This window comes from Rhizobium sp. 862_C5_N1_2 (genome assembly GCF_051811205.1).
GTDB lineage: Bacteria > Pseudomonadota > Alphaproteobacteria > Rhizobiales > Rhizobiaceae > Rhizobium > Rhizobium leguminosarum.
In genome coordinates this window covers 369,626-388,455 of the sequence record NZ_JBPWPT010000005.1, presented here as the reverse complement: position 1 = coordinate 388,455, position 18,830 = coordinate 369,626, and the positions used below count along the sequence as shown (strand labels likewise).

The window sequence follows — 18,830 nt, the reverse complement described above, 5'->3', positions numbered from 1 at the left end:
GGATAAAGGTCAATGGACGAAGACTTTCGCTCACTCATCGACATGGCCGAAGCCGCGCGCGATGAACGTATGATCAAGAAAGCGGTCAAGAGCTTTGCGCATGCATGTGGGTTCGACTATTTTGCGTATCTACAAACCGAAGGCGCTGAAGTGAAAACGTTCAATTCTTACCCTGAAACTTGGGAGGGGATTTACCTTGCCCGTCGCTACGCGCGGATCGACCCTGTGGTGACGGAGGCCAAGCGCCGCATGGACATGTTCGCCTGGACCTCCGACGACTGGCCGGCTCGCGGTTCTTCGGAACTCCGGCAGTTTCGCGACAAGGCAGTCGAGCACGGTATTTGTAGTGGAGTGACCATTCCCGTCGAAGGAAGCTATGGCTCGACAATGTTGCTGACATTGGCGTCATCGGAACGAAAGTCGGAAATACCGAAATTGCGTGATGCTCGAAAGGCAATGCAGGCGGTCATGGCTGTCCATTACAGCCTGAAGATCGTTGGCGCGACGACGCTCGTGGCTCCAAGACAGGCGCTTTCCCCAAGGGAGGGGAGGTGCCTGATGTGGGCGATGAAGGGGAAAAGCGCGCCGGAAACCGCCATGCTGACGGGCATCAACGCGAGGACGGTACAGCACTACTTGGACAGCGCGCGCCGAAAGTTCGAGGCCAAGACCGTTCCCCAACTCGTCGCAATTGCCAAGGACCGTGGCCTGTACTGACCGTCAGCCCTCCTCCTCTGACGAAATAAATGGAATATAGCCGAGGGCGTCGATGATCTCGGAAAGCTCTTCCTGCTGGTCCTGCGCCTTCTTCTGCCTTAAAAGATATTCGTCCTGCAAAGTCTGGAGAACATCGCTCGACACGGTGGGATCGCGGCTGGCGCTGAGCCATTCTTCGTAAACAGCCTCGTCGGCGCCAAGCATACTGCGGTGTTTCAGCAATGCTGAGACGGCCAGCGCCTCCAGTTCAGTTTTCGTGAGTGAACTATAGCGAGAAGCTCCCTCGTTTTCTTCGGGCTCTCCGGACGCATCACACTCGCTCATCCGCTTCTCCTCACACATCGTCCCCACTCTTCAAACGCTACTCACCGCAGTATATCGTTTGGGCCGCCGGTGTACGGCCCTGATCGCCATCATCCAGCTCAATCGACTCAAAGATTAACGCGCGGCGGCCACCAATAGCACGCGCCAGGCGGAATCGGAACTATACTTCCTAGAACAATAGTTCGGATTCAGGTTCCGCTCATGTCATGGATCTCAACGAGGTCATGGCGATGAACTTGCGTCGAATACGCCATGGCAAAAAACTGACGCAGGAAGAACTGGCCTACCGAACTGGTCTGAGCATGCGTCATATTGGTGCCATCGAACGTGCCGAGACGTCCGCAACCCTCACTGTCCTTGGCCAGATCTCTGACGCCCTTGGTGTCGATCCATCGGATTTTTTAGCAAGAACAAGTCCGACCTGCCGTGGCAACGCCCCCATCAGCTCCGGGTGCGCCAACCGGTCGTAAATTTCAGCACATTCCTCATCTCGAAGCTGTTGCACCGTTTCGCGGGCGCGTTCGCGCTACGATTGCTCAGCCAGTGTGAGCGAAAACGGTATCGTTGGAGCCGACCGCATCTCAAGGCCGAGGGTCCTTCGCCGTACAGCCTGTAGGCAACGATAGTGTGCTGACCTGACGCGCTTCCGCAACTGCAGAAATTCGCGCGATGACCAATTCCTGGATGCGCCGACACGCGAATCCTCCTGCGCTCCTTGGACCGTTTTACCTCTGTTCGAAGCAGGCGATCGTCCATTTGACATGATCATGCATTGGACAACAGATATAGCATTGGGGAGGCAGCCGGCGAGTGGACATGGTCCAAAGTGGCCAGCGTTCCGTTGCATGGTGGCGCCGGGACCAAGCGAGGTCGGGACGTTTACGCGATCAATCGAGATACAGAGACTTAGAGGCCTTTTTGACCGCCGATCCTCGACAGATCAATCCGCATTCCGGCTTTGCCGACTTCTTCCAACTCCTGAGGTTCCGCATCGGTCTGGGAGGGGGTGGCTTCGTCCACGAACTCAGTCTCCCCGCCGTCCTTCAGCTCGGTCTGATTAATGATAGCGCCGCCTGGATCATCCGCCTGAAACACCCCTACCCCTTCGAACACGCCGGTTTTCCAGGCGTAGACCGAGTCCTCGAAAATCTGCGGAAAAACATCGTCGCTTTTTGGATTGCCGTACCATTTGGCGACGATCCTGATGATCTTGGCGAACATAGCCGTTCCCTTGCGCAGGTTCTGGCAGGCGTCGATTAAATCTGGTTTGAGATCCGCCAGGTCCTTGACCCCCACACCGGCCGGAAACTGCGTCAGACCGACACGAACGACAGCCTTGCCGGTATATTGACGCACGATGTCCATCGCCTCGTCAGGTGATTTGGCCTTAGGCACCAGGATCAATCGGCCGCCCGATCGGACGGTCACCGCGAGAGGATCGGCAGAGCCCGCGGCAGTGACGAACTGTTCGACGATCGCGGGTGTGAGTGAAGGGTCGGCGCAGTCTTTGATTTGGGCCGCGTCGAGCATGGGACCTCCTCTGCATCAATTGTTGAAAGAGAAAACCAGCGGCTTGGCAAACAGTTTTGCCCAGGCGGCGGTACTGGCGCGCTGGATCGCGACGATGGACGTTCCCTTGGTCCACCAGCCGTTGCCGACAGCAACGATCAAGTCCGGACCTCCGAGCATCGATTGCAACACCGGCCAGACGATCAGTTGCTCGTAGCAGATCAGTACCGCCACCCGGCTGGAGCCGAGTGTCACGACGGGATTTGCGAAGATGTTCGATTTCGCGCCGGCGTTGCCTCCGAAGAGGGGCTGCCAGGGCTGCCACATCGACCCAGGGACAGGCATCCGTTCCAGGTAGAGGATCCGACTGCCACCCGCCGATATTGCGACAATCACATTATCGTATCCGGCCGCGTCGACGACTGCCGCACCCGCGAGAACGGTAGTGTCATGTCCTTCTAGCCCGGGTCTCCATAGCCGCTCTACTGTTGGCGTCCAAAAGCCCAACGCACTTTCCGGGAGGATGAGTCTTCGAGCACGGTCGGACGCTCGGTCAAGCACCGTTGCAATCAGATCACGGTGACGAACCATGCTGGTATCCCGCCCAAGCGAGGCACCCAATTCGAGATCGACGCCCCGCCATTGTTCGGGTAGCTTCGGATCGGTCCAGAAAGCGGCGGACCAGACCCAGAAGGCAGTAAGGCCTATGGCGACAGCTGGCCAGAGGCGGGAAACGAGGCCCGCCAGGCCGGCTGTCGTGACGGCCAGTCCCCACCATCCCCATCCCGGAAACACGACGCCTGCAGCCGTGATGGGATGCGCCCAGCCGGTAATGCCGAAAGGGGCACTGCCACTAGGAGCGCGGCCAGAATATAGCGAGTTGGTCGACGACCAGCATCCTTCGTCCACAGCAGCGCGTGCACTGCCACAAAGCTTGCGGAGGCAGCCAGCCACAGCAGCAGGCCCGGCCAGATATCCGCTGCATAGAAGGTGGCCACGCCTTGCGGCAGGCCGCGTGACGCCGACAGGAAATATGCGGCGGAAACCAATGTTACCGTCGATCTCGTTCTCGACAGCGACCAGAAGACGGGAAAACCGAGCGCCACCGGCAGCAACAGCATGTGGCCACTCCATGCGACCGTTCTGACCCCGAGCGAGGCGATGACAAGCAGTGTTGACCACCCCCAATTATGGCGCATAGGTCAGCACCTCGCGCGCCAGACCGACAATGGCAGATGCCGGCACAGGCCCGAAGTAGCGCGAATCGAACGAGCCGGCGAAGGCGGAATGCAGGAAGACGTCACCGGGCGGCACCACGCCGCCGGAAAACCGTGTCAGCGGCCGACCTTCTCCATCTTTTCCCGAGACCGCGGAAGCACGAACCGAGCGCCCATCGACCCTTACCTCGTTCGCGACCTCGACCCGCTGACCGCCGACCGCAGCCACCGACTTGATCATCGGGGCGAGATGGCCGGGGCAAAGGCCGGAGCGGAGGTAACCCCGAGTTCTCGCTTCGCGCATAGTGGCTGTGTCTGGCGGGCAGATGAACACCAGGTCGCCAACGCGTGGCGAACGGTTGAGGAGGACGATCTGCCAGAGGCCGAGCGGCTCGCTCGGCGTCAGGTTGACGCGATAGCCACCCAGGTAACCACCCAATGACATCAGCGCGGCGGCGCCCGCAGCAACTGACAGAGTGCTGGCGGCTCGCCTTCGCTGGGCAGAGGCTCGTGTGTGTGTTCGAACTTGAAGCGTCATTTAAGCGAGAGCCCCTGGCTCCTCGTTTGCCGCAGCGTCACAGTCTGCTTAAGTGCTTCGGTCGTGCGCTCATGCGCCGAAAGTTGCTGAAGCGTGCGCATAGCGCTCCAGGCCGTTTGCACCTCCGCCTTTTGCCCCGCAGACATGCTTGAGGTCACTGACTGGAAGGTCTGACCGCTCGTGTCCTTGGCCGCAAGCTGCAGGAAGGTGCGTTCCCCGAAACGTTCCGATACGGCTCTCGCAAAGCCTTCGAGTTCGGCCTTCACCAAGTTGTCGGCGAGCGCGTATTCGAGGCCTGCGGGAAGATCGTTGCGATCGATGGCGTCACGGACGCATTCGAGCGTTTGTTTTGCCGCCGGCGACAGCGCTGGAATGTCTAGGGAGACCTTCAGGCGGGCAGCGTGCTCCTCGGCTTCATATTTGTGTTCCGCCTCCGTGCGCTGAAGCAGATAGCGTTCCAGGTTCCGGGCAAGCGCCGGTGCATTGGTGACGGCCATTTCTCGGGCCTGCTTGTCGGCGCGGCCGGCAAGGAGCCCAGTCTTACCTTTCAAGGCACCAAAGCTCTCCGGTTCGGAACCGATCCTGGCAATAGTGGATTTCGCCGCAGCTTCGTCCTTCAGCATCGCCTCGACGTTGACGGCCTTGAACGCTTCTTCCGGCTGAGCGTAGACGAGATGGAAGCGCCCCGAGACTTCCTCCCATTGCTTCTTCAAGCCGGGGTCGGCGGCAAGCCGGTCTTCGACGGCCTGTTCCAGCGATTTTGGGAACGTGGTGATGCCCGATACCATGGGTTTTGCCTTCTTGATGCTGCGCGGTTGAGTAGTCTTGGCCGCGCCGGCGGACAGACCAAGCCTGCCGGCGATCGCCGCCAGACGTGCGCCAAGCTCGGCGAGCTTCGACTTTTGCCGGACGGTCCACGCAAGGCGGTCGCGAACGACAGTGCGTGCGACGTTAACGAGGTGAAGACCACGGGCCTCGGCGAATCGAAGGGCTTGGGCGTAGAAGCGGCCGCTGGCGTAGTCGAGCGTTGTTTCCTTGGCTTGTCTGCGCGACAGGATCGGGCTCAGTCCGCCTGCCTTGGCAAAGGATCGCCGGCCGTAATACAGGCCAAGGTCTTCGCGATGACGCGTCATGGCAACGTAGGTGAGATGGCGGTCAAGCGAGAGGGACGCCAGTACTTTCACGCGATCGACGGTGGCACCTTGGCTCTTGTGGATCGTGGTGGCATAGCCGTGATCGAGATTGGCGTAGAAGCGTTGCTCGACCGTGACCGGGCGGCGGTGCTCGCCTTCTCCGACTTCCGCGACGATGCGCCCGGGCCCTGCCTCAAGAACCTTCGCGAGCATACCGTTCTTGACGCCGAGCGAACCCTCGTTTTTCAGGAACACGATCTGGTCGCCGGCTGCAAATTTCCGGTGTCCGTCGTCGGTTCGGAAGGCAAAACCCTCCGCGACGAGACCGCGCTCGACGAGCGTTGCCCGAGCCATTTCGTTAAGCATGCGCACGTCGCGACGCAGATGGGCGAGGATTATCGCTGTTTTGGCAGGATCGTAGTCGCGGTTCCAATCGGCGATCAGTGCCTGCAGGGCATCAGCCTTCAGCTCGGCTCCGTGGACACGGCCCTGCGCGCGATAGGCTTCCACGGCTCTGCCAATATTTCCGCGGGCCAGATCGAGCGACGCGTCGCGCATCCATTGCAGGCGCTGGCGATAGATGGTTTCGAGCTCGGCATAACCGATGCGATCGACAATGGCGCGGAGGGCAGCTCCGGCTTCGATCGGCTGCAGCTGTTCCGGATCTCCGACAAGCACCAGTTTGGCGCCAGACTGGGTTGCCGCTTCGACGAACAGCGCCATCTGCCGCGACGACACCATGCCCGCTTCATCGAGAACGAATACGGTCTTGTCGTCGAGCTGACTACGGCCCTGGTTCCAGCGCAGTTCCCATGATGACAGCGTGCGGGAGACAATTCCGGCTTCCTTCTCCAAACCCTCGGCGGCCTTGCCCGCAAGCGCCCCACCGACAACGCGATAGCCGGCGGCTTCCCACGCTTCGCGCCCCGCCTTCATCGTCGTCGTCTTGCCGGCACCGGCACGTCCGATCACCGCGGCGATGCGCTCGCCGCCAGTAATATGTGCGATCGCCGTCTTCTGCTCGTCCGAGAGGCGCAAGTGACGCGCGAAGGTGGCTTCGCGCACAGCTTCCGCAATCCCGTGAGAGGAGCGTTGAGCCAACCAGATCGCGCGGTTGGCCATCTCCGCCTCGAGCCGGATGAGATCCCGCGTCGTGTAGCGCGCCGGCTCGCGTCGGCCGCTTGAAAGTTCGATGCGTTCGCGTTCGAGCCGGAGCGTCTCCGGGCTTTGCAGGATCCTTGCCAACAGATTTTGAAAGAGGCCAGCGTCGTCGATATTGCGGTGGAGGATCTTGGCGACGTCGCGTTCGTCGAAGACGCTCTTCTCCCGCGTGATCAAGTCGAGCACGAGCTCGGGGCGGAGCTGGATGCGGCGGGAGTTTTCAGCCCGGCGCTCCTCCAGCAGCTCCAGCCGCTCCAGCGAAATATCCCGCTCGGCTTCTTTCGACTTCCGTTCGATCGCCTTGGCGCCGACACCGAGGTGGACGGTCGGCGCGAGCTCGATCCCCTGCTTCTCGAAGGAGCGGCCGTCGACGCGGAGGTCTAGGCCGGCAAGCGCCAGGTGCCGGTTCTGACAGGCGAACCAGCCGTCGCGAAAGGCGTTGAAATCGTCGAGGCTGCCGGCCCAGACCTCGTAGACGATCTTGCCGGCATCGTTGCGCAGAGGATTGCCGTCAGGGCCGGTCAGTGCGACCTTCTTGGCTCCGAAACTATCTTCGGTCAGCGGCCGGAGCGTCGTCATCAAGTGCACATGCGGATTGCCGGGTGCGTCGTGATAGACCCAGTCGGCCACCATCCCCTTCGATCTGATGTACCGCTCGACGAAATCCCTCACCAGCCCGATGTTCTGCGCGGTCGAGAGTTCCACCGGCAGCGCAATGGTCACGTCCTTGGCGAGTTGGGCATCGACACGTTTCTCGAAGGTTTCGACGCTATTCCAGAAGGCCTCGGAGGCCCCGGAGACGGAGCGATCGGTAATCATCGCCCGCAGCCATTGCGGTGCATCGACCGGGACCACGAACTCTTCATGCAGCAGGCCCTGCTTGCGCGTGTAGTCAATCGCGCGGGCCTCGCGCTCGTATTCCATCTTCGCGCAATGCCGGTAGGCCGCCGACAGCACAGCGCTGCGGCCGGAGCCGCGGGCGACAATGCTGACGGAGAAATGAGGGACGGCCACAGAGGAGTTATCTCCCGATTGCGAGCAAAATCAACTTGTTCGGCAGCGAGATCGGCCCCGCCAGGCGCTATCAAAAGGACGTCGCGTCAGCGACGTATAATTGCGCCCTTCGGATGCCGCCCTTGTCGAGCGGCCGGGATCATCCAGGAAAGCATCGCCCTTGGCGATTGTAGTATTCACAGTAGTGCGTTCCGCACCGACATTCGGAAGATGGGTCCCAAAGACTAGCTTTCGCACCCAAGGAGACATCCGGACATGAAGAAACCTACCTCGAAAATCCGCGACGAAATCGCCAGGCTCCAAGAACAATTGAAGCTCGCCGAGACCCGGGAGGCCGAGCGGATCGGCCGGATCGCGCTGAAAGCCGGGCTCGGCGAAGTCGAGATCGACGAGAGTGAATTGCAGGCAGCGTTCGAGGAACTGGCGAAACGATTTCGCGGAGGCAAGGCCCGTCCGAACGGAGGGAAAGGCGCCTCCAACAATGGGGAGGGGGGCACACTCTCCGCGCAACACCCGCCTGGCGCGGCTGAGGGCAGGACTGGCGAGGCTTGAGCGAATGCGAAGATCCACGACATCCGACGCCCGCAAGAAGGACACACGCGAAAAGATTGAGCTCGGCGGCCTTATCGTCAAGGCGGGGCTGCGAGACGAGAAGCGCGCGCTACTGCTCGGGCTCCTCATTGATGCCGCCGCGCGACTGAAGGAAGACGCACAGGAGCGCTCACGGCTTGCCGTTATCGGTGCTGTGGCGTTTAGAGAGACCCATGAATAGGATCGTGCTGTTCGTTGCACCCTCAAGTTTGATGATGCTGGCGGCCATCGGAACGACAGGGATCGAACACTGGCTCGCCCCTTTCGGCAAGAGCGATGCCGCCCGGCAGATGCTCGGCCGCGCCGGTATCGCTCTGCCCTATGTCGCCGCGTCGGTCGTCGGCATCGTCTTCTTGTTTGCGAGCGCCGGCTCGGTGCGGATCAAGACGGCCGGATGGGGCGTTGTCACCGGCGCGATAGCCGCGCTCCTCATTGCTGTCATGCGCGAGGCATCGCGACTCTCCGCGTTTTTCGAACAAGTCCCGGCCGGCAGATCGATCTTCAACTATCTCGATCCCGCAACGGCGATCGGCACCACCACGGTGCTGATGTCGGCGCTGTTCGGCGTGCGGGTGGCGATTGCCGGTAATGCCGCATTCGCCAAGGCCGAGCCGAAACGCATCGTTGGAAAACGGGCTCTGCACGGCGACGCGGACTGGATGAAACTATTACTAGCCGAAAAATTGTTTCCCGAGACCGGCGGAGTCGTCATCGGCGAGTGCTATCGCGTCGACCGCGACAGCACTGCATCCCAGCCGTTTCGCGCCGGCAGTGCCGAGACCTGGGGAGCAGGTGGCAAGTCGCCGCTGCTTTGCTTCGACGGCTCGTTCGGCTCGTCTCATGGCATCGTTTTCGCCGGATCGGGCGGCTTCAAGACGACGTCAGTCACGATTCCGACGGCGCTGACATGGGGCGCTGCGCTCGTCGTCCTCGATCCGTCGAACGAGGTCGCGCCAATTGTGTCGAAACACCGTGGCAACGCCAACCGCGACGTCTTCGTCCTCGATCCGAAGCAGTCGGAGATCGGTTTCAACGCGCTCGACTGGATCGGCCGCTTCGGCGGAACGAAGGAGGAGGATATTGCCTCCGTCGCATCGTGGATTATAAGCGACAGCGGTGGCGCCCGTGGGGTTCGCGACGACTTCTTCCGCGCCTCGGCCTTGCAATTGCTCACCGCGCTGATTGCCGACGTTTGCCTCTCCGGCCACACGACGGAAAGCGACCAGACGCTCCGGCAAGTACGCAAGAACTTGTCCGAGCCCGAACCCAAACTGCGAAAGCGGTTGCAGGAAATCTACGACGATTCAAGTTCAGATTTCGTGAAGGAAAATGTCGCGGCCTTCGTCAACATGACACCGGAAACCTTCTCGGGCGTCTATGCTAACGCGGTCAAGGAAACCCACTGGCTATCCTACCCGAACTACGCCGCCTTGGTGTCGGGAACGAGTTTTACGACGGGTGATCTTGCAGACGGAAAAACGGACGTGTTCATCAATCTCGATCTCAAGACGTTGGAGACGCATTCGGGCTTGGCGCGGGTCATCATCGGTTCGTTTCTAAACGCGATCTACAACCGCAACGGCGAGATGCGGGGGAGGGCGCTCTTCCTCCTCGATGAGGTGGCGCGCCTCGGCTACATGCGCATCCTGGAGACCGCACGCGACGCCGGCCGCAAATATGGTATCATGCTGACCACGATCTACCAGTCGATCGGCCAGATGCGCGAGACCTACGGCGGTCGCGACGCTGCCAGCAAATGGTTCGAGAGCGCAAGCTGGATATCCTTTGCAGCGATCAACGATTCCGAGACCGCGGACTACATCTCGCGCCGTTGCGGCATGGCGACCGTCGAGATCGACCAGATCAGCCGCAGTGTTCAGTCGAAAGGATCGTCGCGCACGCGATCGAAGCAACTCGCCGCCAGACCCCTGATCCAGCCGCATGAGGTGCTGCGCATGCGGGCCGACGAGCAGATCGTCTTCACCGCTGGCAACCCGCCGCTCAGATGCGGACGCGCGATCTGGTTCCGCCGCGACGATATGAAGGCCTGTGTTGGGACCGAGAAAATTCTACCGGTCAATTGCACTAGAGAGTAAATTGGCGGCAGCCTCAGCTTTATGGTGCGCGAGCAGTCAAAATCTCGAAGCGAATGTGTCTGCGCTCGCTTATCCTTGCCGCGCTTCCGATTCTACAGCACCGTTGCGAAAACTGGGGCCGGGCGAGGGCAGACCGATATTTAAGCTCGATGGGCCGCACGAACTTTGCGCAGACTTTGCGGCTTGCTTGACGCGAGGATCCCCCTGAGCTGAAGAAGGCCGGCTGCAACAGCGCCGAGCATTGGCGCAAATATATAAAGCCACAGTTGAGAGAGTGCCGCCCCTCCTGCGAAAAGTGCTGGGCCGATCGATCGTGCTGGATTCACAGAAGAACCAGAAACCGTGATACCGCCAAGGTGGATCGCAACTAAGGTAAGTCCAATCGCCAATCGTGCGACAGCGCCCCCCTCTGCCGTGCATTTGAGGAATACAGTCACGAACAGGAACGTGGCGATGAACTCAAAAAGGAACGCGGCTCTCCACCCATAGACTATCCAGCCGGTTTGAGCGAAACCTTCTATGGTGATATCGTACCCGCCGACCTTTTCCATAGCGATAAGGTAGAGCGTGCCCGCCGCCGCGATAGCTCCTGCACATTGAGCAGACGCATACCCGACAAAGTCCCACGCTCTCAGTCGGCGCGACACAAGGAAACCCAGGCTGACCGCCGGATTAAGATGCGCACCCGAGACTGGGCCAATCGTGTAGGCCATAGCAACCACGGTCATTCCGAAGGCTAAAGCGACACCCAGCAGGCCCACCTCTAGACGCATATAGAGCAGTGTGCCGCAGCCGAGGAAGACAAGCGTAAAGGTTCCGAAGAATTCGCAAACATACTTTTTCATGTTTCACTCCATTAATTAGACCCCGCGAAATTTTTCGGTGTCATCCTCGTGCCGCCAAGCGTTCCACACGCACCGAACCAATCATCGTATCAGGTTCTGAAACTCCGCTCTTGATTTAAAATCAGTCCTCGTCCGACGAGGCCGGCATCAGAGCCTTTGGTCAAGCGGAGTTACCAAAACCAGCAAATTTCGTACCAAATGAAAATCGCATCACGGCGTCACTCCGATGGCTTCGGTCTTACGTTCGAAACGTGTGATGAACAGGATCTGCAGGCGCATGCCGTTTCCGAGCCGAATGGACCCAAGCTGGGCTACGAACAAAGCGCCAAGCGCCCATTCAGGCTGTCGAACGAACAGCGACGCTTTTCATGGTCTCCAAGCTCGGAAGGTGGCGCAACAGCAGGACTGGGACAAGGTTTGATAAGCGCGCGAGGGATACGTTCGCGAGAAGTCGAGCTGCCCCCGGTCAAGACAGGCACACGATCCTTGGGCCTCGCCGTAGTTCCAATCGGTTCAGCTGTCTCGTGGCCCTCGGCGATGAACCGATTATCCGGTTGCCAAGGCAGATGCCCCGTGATCGGATCGCCACACATCGTGACATTCGTGTCCCATGCCGGTTCCGCGGATGCGGATGCGGCGGTTTCTACCCAGATGACGGCCGGTGTAAAGAAGGCACTGCGCTTGCACGCAATGTCTCGCGCAAGCTGACCGTCAAGGCAAACACCAGTGCGCGGCTGACGGAGGCACTTGCGGCGAGGACCGCAACGTCACTTTCCACCCCGCAGGCTCAATACGATCCAACACAGGACGATCCTGAGCGCGATTGAATTACATGCTCATTCGCTTGTCCCCATCTCAGCTGTCCACATGTCTCGCAAATGTCGGGCACCCGACACCTATTGTCGAATTGTCGAGATTAGAACGTTTGTTCGCCGGTCTCTCCGCCAAATACCGATCAATCCGCCCATCGATAAACAAAAATCATCTTCTTGGAGCATCTGAGCAGTTGGCATGGTGTTTGCTGATCCCTGGTTACAAGCGGCAGAAAGCAGTCTGCATGATGGCGGTTCATGAAACGAACGGAACGGAGGCCACATGACGGTTCGTCATCGAACCGACGTTCTACCAAGCGGCCTGCATAGTCCGCCGGCGGAAGGGGCAATCCCGACGTCACAGCTTGCAACCAACTCAATGAGAAGGAAAACGCTATGACCAAGATTTCCGAAAGATCCTTTGAAACGATCGAAAACCCGGCGTCATCGCCGCTCAAGGTGCCAGATCAGTTCGGCGCATCCGTTGAAAAGGGGAACAAGCAGGTGACAGAGGCTTTTTTGAAATTTGCGTCCGGCGCTGAAGCGACACAGAAAATGCTGCCTCCGATCCTCGAAACGACAAGTCTGTTCGGCAACGAATTGTCGTGGAAGACGATCGCTGCACTGCAGGCCGACGCCGAGGCCAGCTTCTCGCATCTGCAAGCTTTGCTTAGCGCAAATTCGCCGTCGCAGGTCCTCGAACTGCAGTCGACCTTCCTGCGCAAGCGGGTTGAGACAAGTTTGCAGCACGCCAAGGAATTCCGGGTACTCGCAAGCAGGACGGTGGAGGAAATCTCAAAGCCGGTCAAGGATGCTTTTGACAAGGTGCTGACGGACCTCAAGGCGACGTAAAACTGAGGAGACACCTAAATCGCCTGGACGGATCGTGATCGAAGCTTCTTTTGAGGAGTTTAAGACTATCTTTGACGAGTTGGTCATTGGGAGAGGATAGCTCCGCGGCAAAGACACCAATCGCTATGGCAACGATAGCAGCAGCCGCCCTTTTTAGGGCGGCCCACTTTATCAGTCGTCCATTTCAAAGGTGCGGTATTCGCCGCTTTCGTTGTCGTAAACCTCGACCTCGACCGAGCCTCCAGAACGCTGGATGCTTTGGACATCAACGTCACGGTACTCGCCCGCTTCGTAGTCGTAAACCTCGACGGTCTGTCCCGATCTGACTAGATTGCCTTTGCCAATCTCGACCGCACCGCCAGAATCGCTATCTACACCATCCCAGGCGAAGGTGTTCGCCGGAAGCGATAGCGTCAGGACGGCGGCCACCAACAACGATTTCAATGGCAATGGTAATCTCCGGTCTTGTGATTGGTGTGGCAGCCGTTTGAATCCGTTCCGCCACTGTGAGCGGAAGCTGCCGAAACAGACAGCGAGAACGTGGACCATGCGACCAAGATTGCGATTGCGATTTTCATTTCTAACCCCGACGGCAACAGGTGGGTGCGAGTTAGCTCGCCGCGCCTCGCGGAGTTGCCCAGAGAGTTGGATGCCCCACCCAAGAACATCTAATTCAATTTACACTAATGAGTCGAGCACATTAGTACGAGGAACTACAATTTGGAGTATGGTAATTCGGTGACGTTCGATCCAACCTCGTGAACAGCCTGCGACGGAGTAACCTTTCGCAACATTGTGCACACGCCGCGCGCAGCGAGTGTCTGGTCAGGACTGGCATGGTCGCTGCGTTATCGCTTGCACCACGGCCGAGGCTCCGGCGGGAAGCTCATTCTGACAGACAAAGGCCTTGCGGTCAGAATGCCATGAAGGGGTGCGTGGGCACGAGCGCGTTGTCGAAAACAGCAAACCCCGCAGAGAATTCGTTCGATCGAGCCGGTGCGCAGTGCAACGAGCACGGCCGATCAAGGATGATGAAGAGTATCGGAGGTGGCATGAAAGAGGCCGCGCCCACCGAGAACGGATATCTGAGATGGATATGCTCTTTGGAAAGTCACGCCTTGCACCGCCTGGCTTACCTTACCTGGGTTTTCGCGAACTCAATGAAGGAGAGCAAACCATGACTGCCCCTTATCATTATCACATCGGCGTGGACTACCACAAAAGCTACAGCCACCTTGTCGTGCAGGACTCTGCCGGGAAGACATTGCGATCCGGCCGTGTGAAGAACGACCGCCAGTCTCTCGGATCGTTTCTGGAACGGTATCGGGAGAACAGCCATGCAGTGATCGAAGCGACCCGCAACTGGATGGTGATGTATGATTGGCTGGACGACATCTGCGACGATGTCGTTCTGGCGCATCCGTTGAAGGTGAAGGCGATCGCCGACGCCAAAATCAAGACGGACAAGATCGACGCGACGGTGCTGGCGCACTTGTTGCGTGCCGATCTGGTGCCGGAAGCCTGGGCACCAACGGAGAAGGCGCGGGACCTTCGCGTGGCGCTTCGTGAGCGGATGTTCTATGTACGGCTGCGCACGATGGTGAAGAACCGGGTTGTGACAGTGTTCGACCGTTACCCAGAGCAGACGGCGCAGTTGAAGAAGCTGGGCGACCTGTTCAGCAAGACCGGCCTCCAGCAGCTCGCCACGCTCAACGTATCAGCGATCGACCGAATCCAGATCGACCGCGGGCTAGAGTTCATCGGCGACATTGACGGGCGGATCAAGCAGGCCGAAGCCACGATCAAGGCGATGACGAAGACCAACGGCAATGTGAAGCTGTTGAAGACCATCCCTGGCATCGGGGAGTTCTTCGCCCGGCTGATCGATGCGGAGATCGACGACATCGATCGCTTCCGGAATCCGAAGAAGCTGGCTGCCTATGCCGGGCTTGTTCCCTCGACCTACTCGAGCGGTGGCAAGACCTATCATGGGAAGATCATCAAGCAGGGCAACAAGTGGCTGCGCTGGGCCTTCGTCGAGGCTGTTGCACCGGCCGTCGCTGCCGACTCGCAGCTTCGTGCCCAATATGAACATTTGAAGCGCAATTCAACCAACAACAAGGCGCGTGTCGCGATCGCGCGCCAGCTTTTAACGATCGCCTTCCAGATCCTGCGTGACCAGCGCCCTTACGAGCGTCGCGGCGTCGTTGGTGAGGAAGGTGCATCGGCAACGATATCCCGGCTGTCCCGATGATTTCTTAGCGAGCCCGGCAGGTCTGGGCTGAGCTCTTATCGGAGAATGGGAAACCGGGAACCGAACGCCACTATGTGACCGAAGCCGGAAGGAAACGGCATCAGGGGCACGGATTGGAGAATGGTTCAAGACCGGAGGACGGAACACGCCGTCCTTCGAACGGGGAAGATTTTTCCGACCGGCCGAAACGTCGGTCAAAGTAAAGCCAAACCCAGGGAAAGCCACGAAAACAAAGCGTTTTTTTCCTTGTGTTCTTTCATTGGAGAAATCAGCATAGCGGCCGCACGAAAGTGCGGGATTTCGGGAATTCTCGCCGTGCGAGAGCGGGAAACAGCGCAGCCGCAGGAGCCTCAACATAGTGGCCCGCAGGGGAGGCGGGACCGACTGCGCCCCGCGCCTCGCACACCGCATGGAGGCACCTTGTCCGCAAACGCAGATGAAACTGAGTCCAAGATAGGTTGAGGAAAGCAGGAGAGGAGCAGGCAAATGGCGAAATCGAATGTGGTTCCGTTCAGGAGGCCGCGGAAGTCCGGCGGCAAGATCGATCGCCGTAGCCCGCAGGGAAAACCTCGAACGGGACAGAGCGGTTCGCGCAAATCACTGATGGCAGTCATCTCAGCTATCGTCGTTGCTGCGGCAGGCTGGCTTGCCTTCGGCGGCGCCGGCAACCTCCCCGGACTGCCGGCTGTGGCCAAGACACCGGTAGCGGACTCAGCGTCGGCCGCCTTTTCAATCTGCAGCGACGGTCGTCATGTGAATTGCGTCGTCGACGGCGATACATTCTGGTTCCAAGGCGAAAAAATCCGCATTGCGGATATCGATACACCTGAGCTCAGCCCGCCTCGCTGCGAGGCGGAACGGATCAAAGGCGAGGCCGCGAAAGCACGCCTGCTGGCGCTCCTCAATGCCGGCGCGTTTTGGCTTTCGGCCGGCTGGCGCGACGAAGACAAGTATGGCCGCAAGCTCCGGACCGTAATACGATCAGGACACTCGCTCGGAGCCACTCTCGTCAACGAGGGCCTTGCCAGGCGCTGGGACGGTGCAAGACACGGATGGTGCGGCTGAGGACCCGCGAGAGGATCGTTGCCGGATGGCCGAAACCGCCCGGCGGGTTCGGGGAGCGTAAGCGAGTAGAGCCGTGCGCCGAAGGCGTCTCGCCCAAGCCCACCACTCGCGTTTCATAACAGATCTGAATCAATCAATACCGACCGATTCATAAGTGTCGTTGGACGGGATTCCCGAGATCAGCGATTCTAACCTCATGATCTCGCAACCCTACCATCTCTATGTCGAGCGCTCAGACGCGTCCAGGAACATGTCGCGCTACTACGCCATGTCGATCGAACCCAACCTGTTCGGGGACGTCTGTCTCCTGCGTAAATGGGGCCGCATTGGAGCCAAAGGCCAGATGATGGTCCATCATTTCGGACGGGAAGAAGATGCCGTCGAACTGTTTCTCGATCTGCTCCGACAAAAGCGAAAACGCGGTTACCGCCCGCGCGCCTCTGTGGCGAGTTGAGAAAGGCCCGTCGAAGCGGGCCATGTGGGCGCCTCATCGGCGCCGGTCCCAATCGGTCTCGAAGGACACCTCGATCTCGACGAAGAACGGGATCTTGATCGCAAGCTTCAGACCGAGCTTGCCCTTGCGGCAGAAGTGGCTGATCACCTTGCCGAGATTCCGGAGCCGGCGGCCGGTGGCGGCGAGGAATTGGGCGAGTTGTTGCATGGCGTTTCTCCTTTCGAAATGCGGTTATCGCAGGGGATAAGCGGCAGACCGGAAAGGCGGGACGCACCCAAAGGGCCGGAACGGACGTGGAGGACCTGCCGGCGACCGAATTTTGATCCGCGAGGAGCCGCAGCGCGGCGGGGAAAATTCTGGCGGCGGCAGGTTGCGTCGTGACGAACGGGCTGCAACATCCCCGATGACAGATGACGGCAGGTCGAAAGGAAGAGGCTCAACGGGTCGTCCTCGCCATCATTGCGATGGTCTCGTCGGCATCGCAACGAAGGGCCGCTCTCGACGCCCTCCGGCTGGTCGAGCCCGCCGCGGGATTGATTATGATCCTGTGCACCTGATGTAGCTGACACGGGAGGCGCTTACCGCGATACCGGTTTGCCACGTGATATCCTTGATGATCGGCGCAAGTGAGCCAAGTTCGTCATCGGTGAGCGCAATCAGCTCCGGATAGTCGATGTCGACGCCGGTATAGTCCGCCGTCAAAGCGCTGGACCAATCGCCGCCGTTGATGCGGTATTCATGCGTGTCGAAATCGATGTCGAGTTCATCGAGCAGGATGATGGTGAAGCGTCCGAAGATCTCGGTCTCACCTTCCAGCCGGTACGCCGCATATTCGTCGTCGCCGGCAAGAACGCTCCGCTCCAATGCCATGATGGTCCGGATACGACCGGCAGCCGCCTCAAGCCCTTCGAGCAGTCGATCATGGAGCTTTCGCGAGACGTCGGTATCGCAGCCGAAGCGGTTTGCCAGGACGACGAGCCGGAAACCGGAAAGCTTGGTGTAGAGCGCAAGGTTCTGGTCAGATGTCATTGTGTGATCTCCTTCATCTTGATGACGGAGACCGGCCACTCTGTGGCAAAGAGGGGTCAAGGACCGCGGACCGCGGCTTGCAAGCGGGGGAACCAATTTTTTCGGGAAGCGAAGTGCAACGCAGCGGCGTTAAAATTGGGGGAGACCGCGCCGTCCTTGACGCCGGATTTGCTGGAGTAAACTGGGACGTCAGAGAGAGAAGAGACCCGCGGACCCGGAGGGGACGCGACCGTATCCGGTGTGAGCCGGAGGGGAGCGTTGAGGGGTGAATCCCTGACAGCCGGAAGGCCGGTCGATCCGGCCGACCGGCTCATATTCCGGCAGAATGAGAGCCGCCTCAGAAGGGCGGCTCGGCTTCGATAGTGCCGTCCTGTTCGGCAAGCGCCACGGCCAAATCAGCCTGGGCGAGCTGAAGCTCCGCTTCGACCTGGCACCGCTCGACGGCGTCGCAGGCGTTCCTCAACTCGGCACGCAGTTCTTCGATGTGCTGTTCGATGGTCATCGTCTCATCTCCTTGAGTTCGTGAAAGACGAGACGGCGGGGCGGGACGAGATGACGGGGTCAAGGAGCGCGGAAGCGACCGGCGGAGCCGGCGAGTGGGGGTGCCGATTTTGTTGGAGCGAGGAAACCGGAGCGGAGGCAAAATTGGGGGCGACCGCTCGTCCTCGAGGCCGGCATTTCTTCCCGGCACGATAGCATCCACTGAGCAGACATATTCCGGTTCCGTATCGCACCGAAAAAGCAGGCGGCAGGCTCGATGCCTGCCGCCGGCTTGTCTTTGTGACCAGTTGGCCCCGCCTTGGTGGCGGGGCCGTCCGGGCCTCAGTCCCGGTTGGGGCGGGACCAGATCAGCTGGTAGCCGTCCTCGCCCTCGACCTCGGTGAGGGTTGCGTAGATCGGAGCGGGGAAGCTCGGGTCATCGAGCTTGACCGAGAGGTAGTCGCGGTCCTGCTCGGAGCGCTTCTGCCAGGCCGCACCCAGCTCGACATTGCCGGCGTAGATGCGGTAGTGCGGGCCCTTGTCGGAGGGGTTTTCGACGCGGGCGATGCGGGCCTTGACGTTGAGGGCGAGCGTGCGGATCGAGCCGTTGAAGCCGGTTTCGGTGGAGGTGAAGGTGCCGATGGTTGCCATTGTCGTATTCCTTTGCTGTTTCGGGCCGCGCCCATCGCGGCCTCGATGGCTGTCGCAAGGATCGGGGACGATCGGACCGCACCCGGAG

General features: G+C 59.9%; 20 protein-coding genes and 1 pseudogene. 9 read left to right on the top strand and 12 right to left on the bottom strand.

What is annotated here, in order from left to right; all coding sequences use genetic code 11:
* The first annotated feature begins 12 nt into the window (after positions 1 to 12).
* The gene (locus ACD590_RS37245; RefSeq protein WP_088396711.1) at positions 13 to 717 is read left to right on the top strand and encodes an autoinducer binding domain-containing protein; all 705 of its coding nucleotides are present in this window, start codon (positions 13 to 15) and stop codon (positions 715 to 717) included.
* Positions 718 to 720: 3 nt separating this feature from the next.
* On the opposite strand, the gene ACD590_RS37240 is transcribed toward ACD590_RS37245, so the two are convergent.
* Positions 721 to 1,041 (bottom strand): transcriptional repressor TraM, encoded by a 321-nt coding sequence (locus ACD590_RS37240; protein ID WP_096771936.1) that lies wholly within the window; start codon positions 1,039 to 1,041, stop codon positions 721 to 723.
* Between the two features lie 206 nt (positions 1,042 to 1,247).
* Here ACD590_RS37240 and ACD590_RS37235 point away from each other — a divergent pair, with 206 nt between their 5' ends.
* Positions 1,248 to 1,511: a helix-turn-helix domain-containing protein gene (locus ACD590_RS37235; protein WP_088396709.1), complete on the top strand. Its 264-nt coding sequence runs from the start codon at positions 1,248 to 1,250 to the stop codon at positions 1,509 to 1,511.
* Positions 1,512 to 1,947: 436 nt separating this feature from the next.
* Here the strand turns inward: ACD590_RS37235 and ACD590_RS37230 are convergent, their stop codons facing one another.
* From ACD590_RS37230 to traA, 4 genes and pseudogenes are all read right to left on the bottom strand, one after another.
* The gene (locus tag ACD590_RS37230; RefSeq protein ID WP_088396708.1) at positions 1,948 to 2,571 is read right to left on the bottom strand and encodes a TraH family protein; all 624 of its coding nucleotides are present in this window, start codon (positions 2,569 to 2,571) and stop codon (positions 1,948 to 1,950) included.
* 15 nt (positions 2,572 to 2,586) lie between these two features.
* A pseudogene (locus ACD590_RS37225) lies at positions 2,587 to 3,749 on the bottom strand (conjugal transfer protein TraB).
* The gene (traF, locus tag ACD590_RS37220; RefSeq protein ID WP_096771935.1) at positions 3,739 to 4,305 is read right to left on the bottom strand and encodes a conjugative transfer signal peptidase TraF; all 567 of its coding nucleotides are present in this window, start codon (positions 4,303 to 4,305) and stop codon (positions 3,739 to 3,741) included. The pseudogene ACD590_RS37225 and the gene traF overlap by 11 nt, the downstream one beginning before the upstream one ends.
* Positions 4,302 to 7,613, bottom strand: coding sequence for a Ti-type conjugative transfer relaxase TraA (gene traA, locus ACD590_RS37215; RefSeq protein ID WP_096771934.1), 3,312 nt, complete (start codon positions 7,611 to 7,613; stop codon positions 4,302 to 4,304). The genes traF and traA overlap by 4 nt, the downstream gene beginning before the upstream one ends.
* A 255-nt stretch (positions 7,614 to 7,868) precedes the next feature.
* On the opposite strand from traA, the gene traC reads away from it, so the two are divergent.
* From traC to traG, 3 genes are read left to right on the top strand one after another with little or no spacing between them, the layout of a single operon-like run.
* A complete protein-coding gene (traC, locus tag ACD590_RS37210) occupies positions 7,869 to 8,165 on the top strand; it encodes a conjugal transfer protein TraC (protein ID WP_088396705.1) in 297 nt (98 codons plus the stop codon).
* Positions 8,166 to 8,169: 4 nt separating this feature from the next.
* The gene (gene traD, locus ACD590_RS37205) at positions 8,170 to 8,385 is read left to right on the top strand and encodes a type IV conjugative transfer system coupling protein TraD (protein WP_170961519.1); all 216 of its coding nucleotides are present in this window, start codon (positions 8,170 to 8,172) and stop codon (positions 8,383 to 8,385) included.
* Complete coding sequence (gene traG, locus ACD590_RS37200; protein ID WP_096771933.1) at positions 8,378 to 10,300, top strand: Ti-type conjugative transfer system protein TraG; 1,923 nt, start codon at positions 8,378 to 8,380, stop codon at positions 10,298 to 10,300. The genes traD and traG overlap by 8 nt, the downstream gene beginning before the upstream one ends.
* 140 nt (positions 10,301 to 10,440) lie before the next feature.
* Here the strand turns inward: traG and ACD590_RS37195 are convergent, their stop codons facing one another.
* Complete coding sequence (locus tag ACD590_RS37195; protein ID WP_096771932.1) at positions 10,441 to 11,145, bottom strand: aquaporin; 705 nt, start codon at positions 11,143 to 11,145, stop codon at positions 10,441 to 10,443.
* Between the two features lie 1,208 nt (positions 11,146 to 12,353).
* On the opposite strand from ACD590_RS37195, the gene ACD590_RS37190 reads away from it, so the two are divergent.
* Positions 12,354 to 12,809, top strand: coding sequence for a phasin (locus ACD590_RS37190; RefSeq protein WP_096771931.1), 456 nt, complete (start codon positions 12,354 to 12,356; stop codon positions 12,807 to 12,809).
* 171 nt (positions 12,810 to 12,980) lie between these two features.
* On the opposite strand, the gene ACD590_RS37185 is transcribed toward ACD590_RS37190, so the two are convergent.
* A complete protein-coding gene (locus tag ACD590_RS37185; protein WP_239621089.1) occupies positions 12,981 to 13,259 on the bottom strand; it encodes a DUF5334 family protein in 279 nt (92 codons plus the stop codon).
* The gene (locus ACD590_RS37180) at positions 13,250 to 13,387 is read right to left on the bottom strand and encodes a YHYH domain-containing protein (protein ID WP_096771945.1); all 138 of its coding nucleotides are present in this window, start codon (positions 13,385 to 13,387) and stop codon (positions 13,250 to 13,252) included. Before ACD590_RS37180 ends, ACD590_RS37185 begins: the two co-directional genes overlap by 10 nt.
* Positions 13,388 to 13,986: 599 nt before the next feature.
* Here ACD590_RS37180 and ACD590_RS37175 point away from each other — a divergent pair.
* The 3 genes from ACD590_RS37175 to ACD590_RS37165 all read left to right on the top strand — a co-directional run bounded on the left by ACD590_RS37175 (position 13,987) and on the right by ACD590_RS37165 (position 16,582).
* Positions 13,987 to 15,063, top strand: coding sequence for an IS110 family transposase (locus tag ACD590_RS37175; RefSeq protein ID WP_096771929.1), 1,077 nt, complete (start codon positions 13,987 to 13,989; stop codon positions 15,061 to 15,063).
* A 603-nt stretch (positions 15,064 to 15,666) separates the two neighbouring features.
* Complete coding sequence (locus ACD590_RS37170) at positions 15,667 to 16,128, top strand: thermonuclease family protein (protein WP_239621087.1); 462 nt, start codon at positions 15,667 to 15,669, stop codon at positions 16,126 to 16,128.
* Between the two features lie 196 nt (positions 16,129 to 16,324).
* The gene (locus ACD590_RS37165) at positions 16,325 to 16,582 is read left to right on the top strand and encodes a WGR domain-containing protein (RefSeq protein ID WP_096771927.1); all 258 of its coding nucleotides are present in this window, start codon (positions 16,325 to 16,327) and stop codon (positions 16,580 to 16,582) included.
* 33 nt (positions 16,583 to 16,615) lie between these two features.
* Here ACD590_RS37165 and ACD590_RS37160 read toward each other — a convergent pair whose 3' ends face one another.
* From ACD590_RS37160 to ACD590_RS37145, 4 genes are all read right to left on the bottom strand, one after another.
* On the bottom strand, positions 16,616 to 16,789 hold the full coding sequence (locus tag ACD590_RS37160; protein ID WP_170961518.1) for a hypothetical protein: 174 nt from the start codon (positions 16,787 to 16,789) through the stop codon (positions 16,616 to 16,618).
* A 330-nt stretch (positions 16,790 to 17,119) separates the two neighbouring features.
* Positions 17,120 to 17,611 (bottom strand): hypothetical protein, encoded by a 492-nt coding sequence (locus ACD590_RS37155; protein WP_096771926.1) that lies wholly within the window; start codon positions 17,609 to 17,611, stop codon positions 17,120 to 17,122.
* A gap of 337 nt (positions 17,612 to 17,948) precedes the next feature.
* Complete coding sequence (locus ACD590_RS37150; RefSeq protein ID WP_170961517.1) at positions 17,949 to 18,113, bottom strand: hypothetical protein; 165 nt, start codon at positions 18,111 to 18,113, stop codon at positions 17,949 to 17,951.
* Between the two features lie 320 nt (positions 18,114 to 18,433).
* Entirely contained in the window at positions 18,434 to 18,742 is a 309-nt protein-coding gene (locus ACD590_RS37145; protein WP_096771924.1) for a DUF736 domain-containing protein, read from the bottom strand.
* Between the last annotated feature and the right edge of the window lie 88 nt (positions 18,743 to 18,830).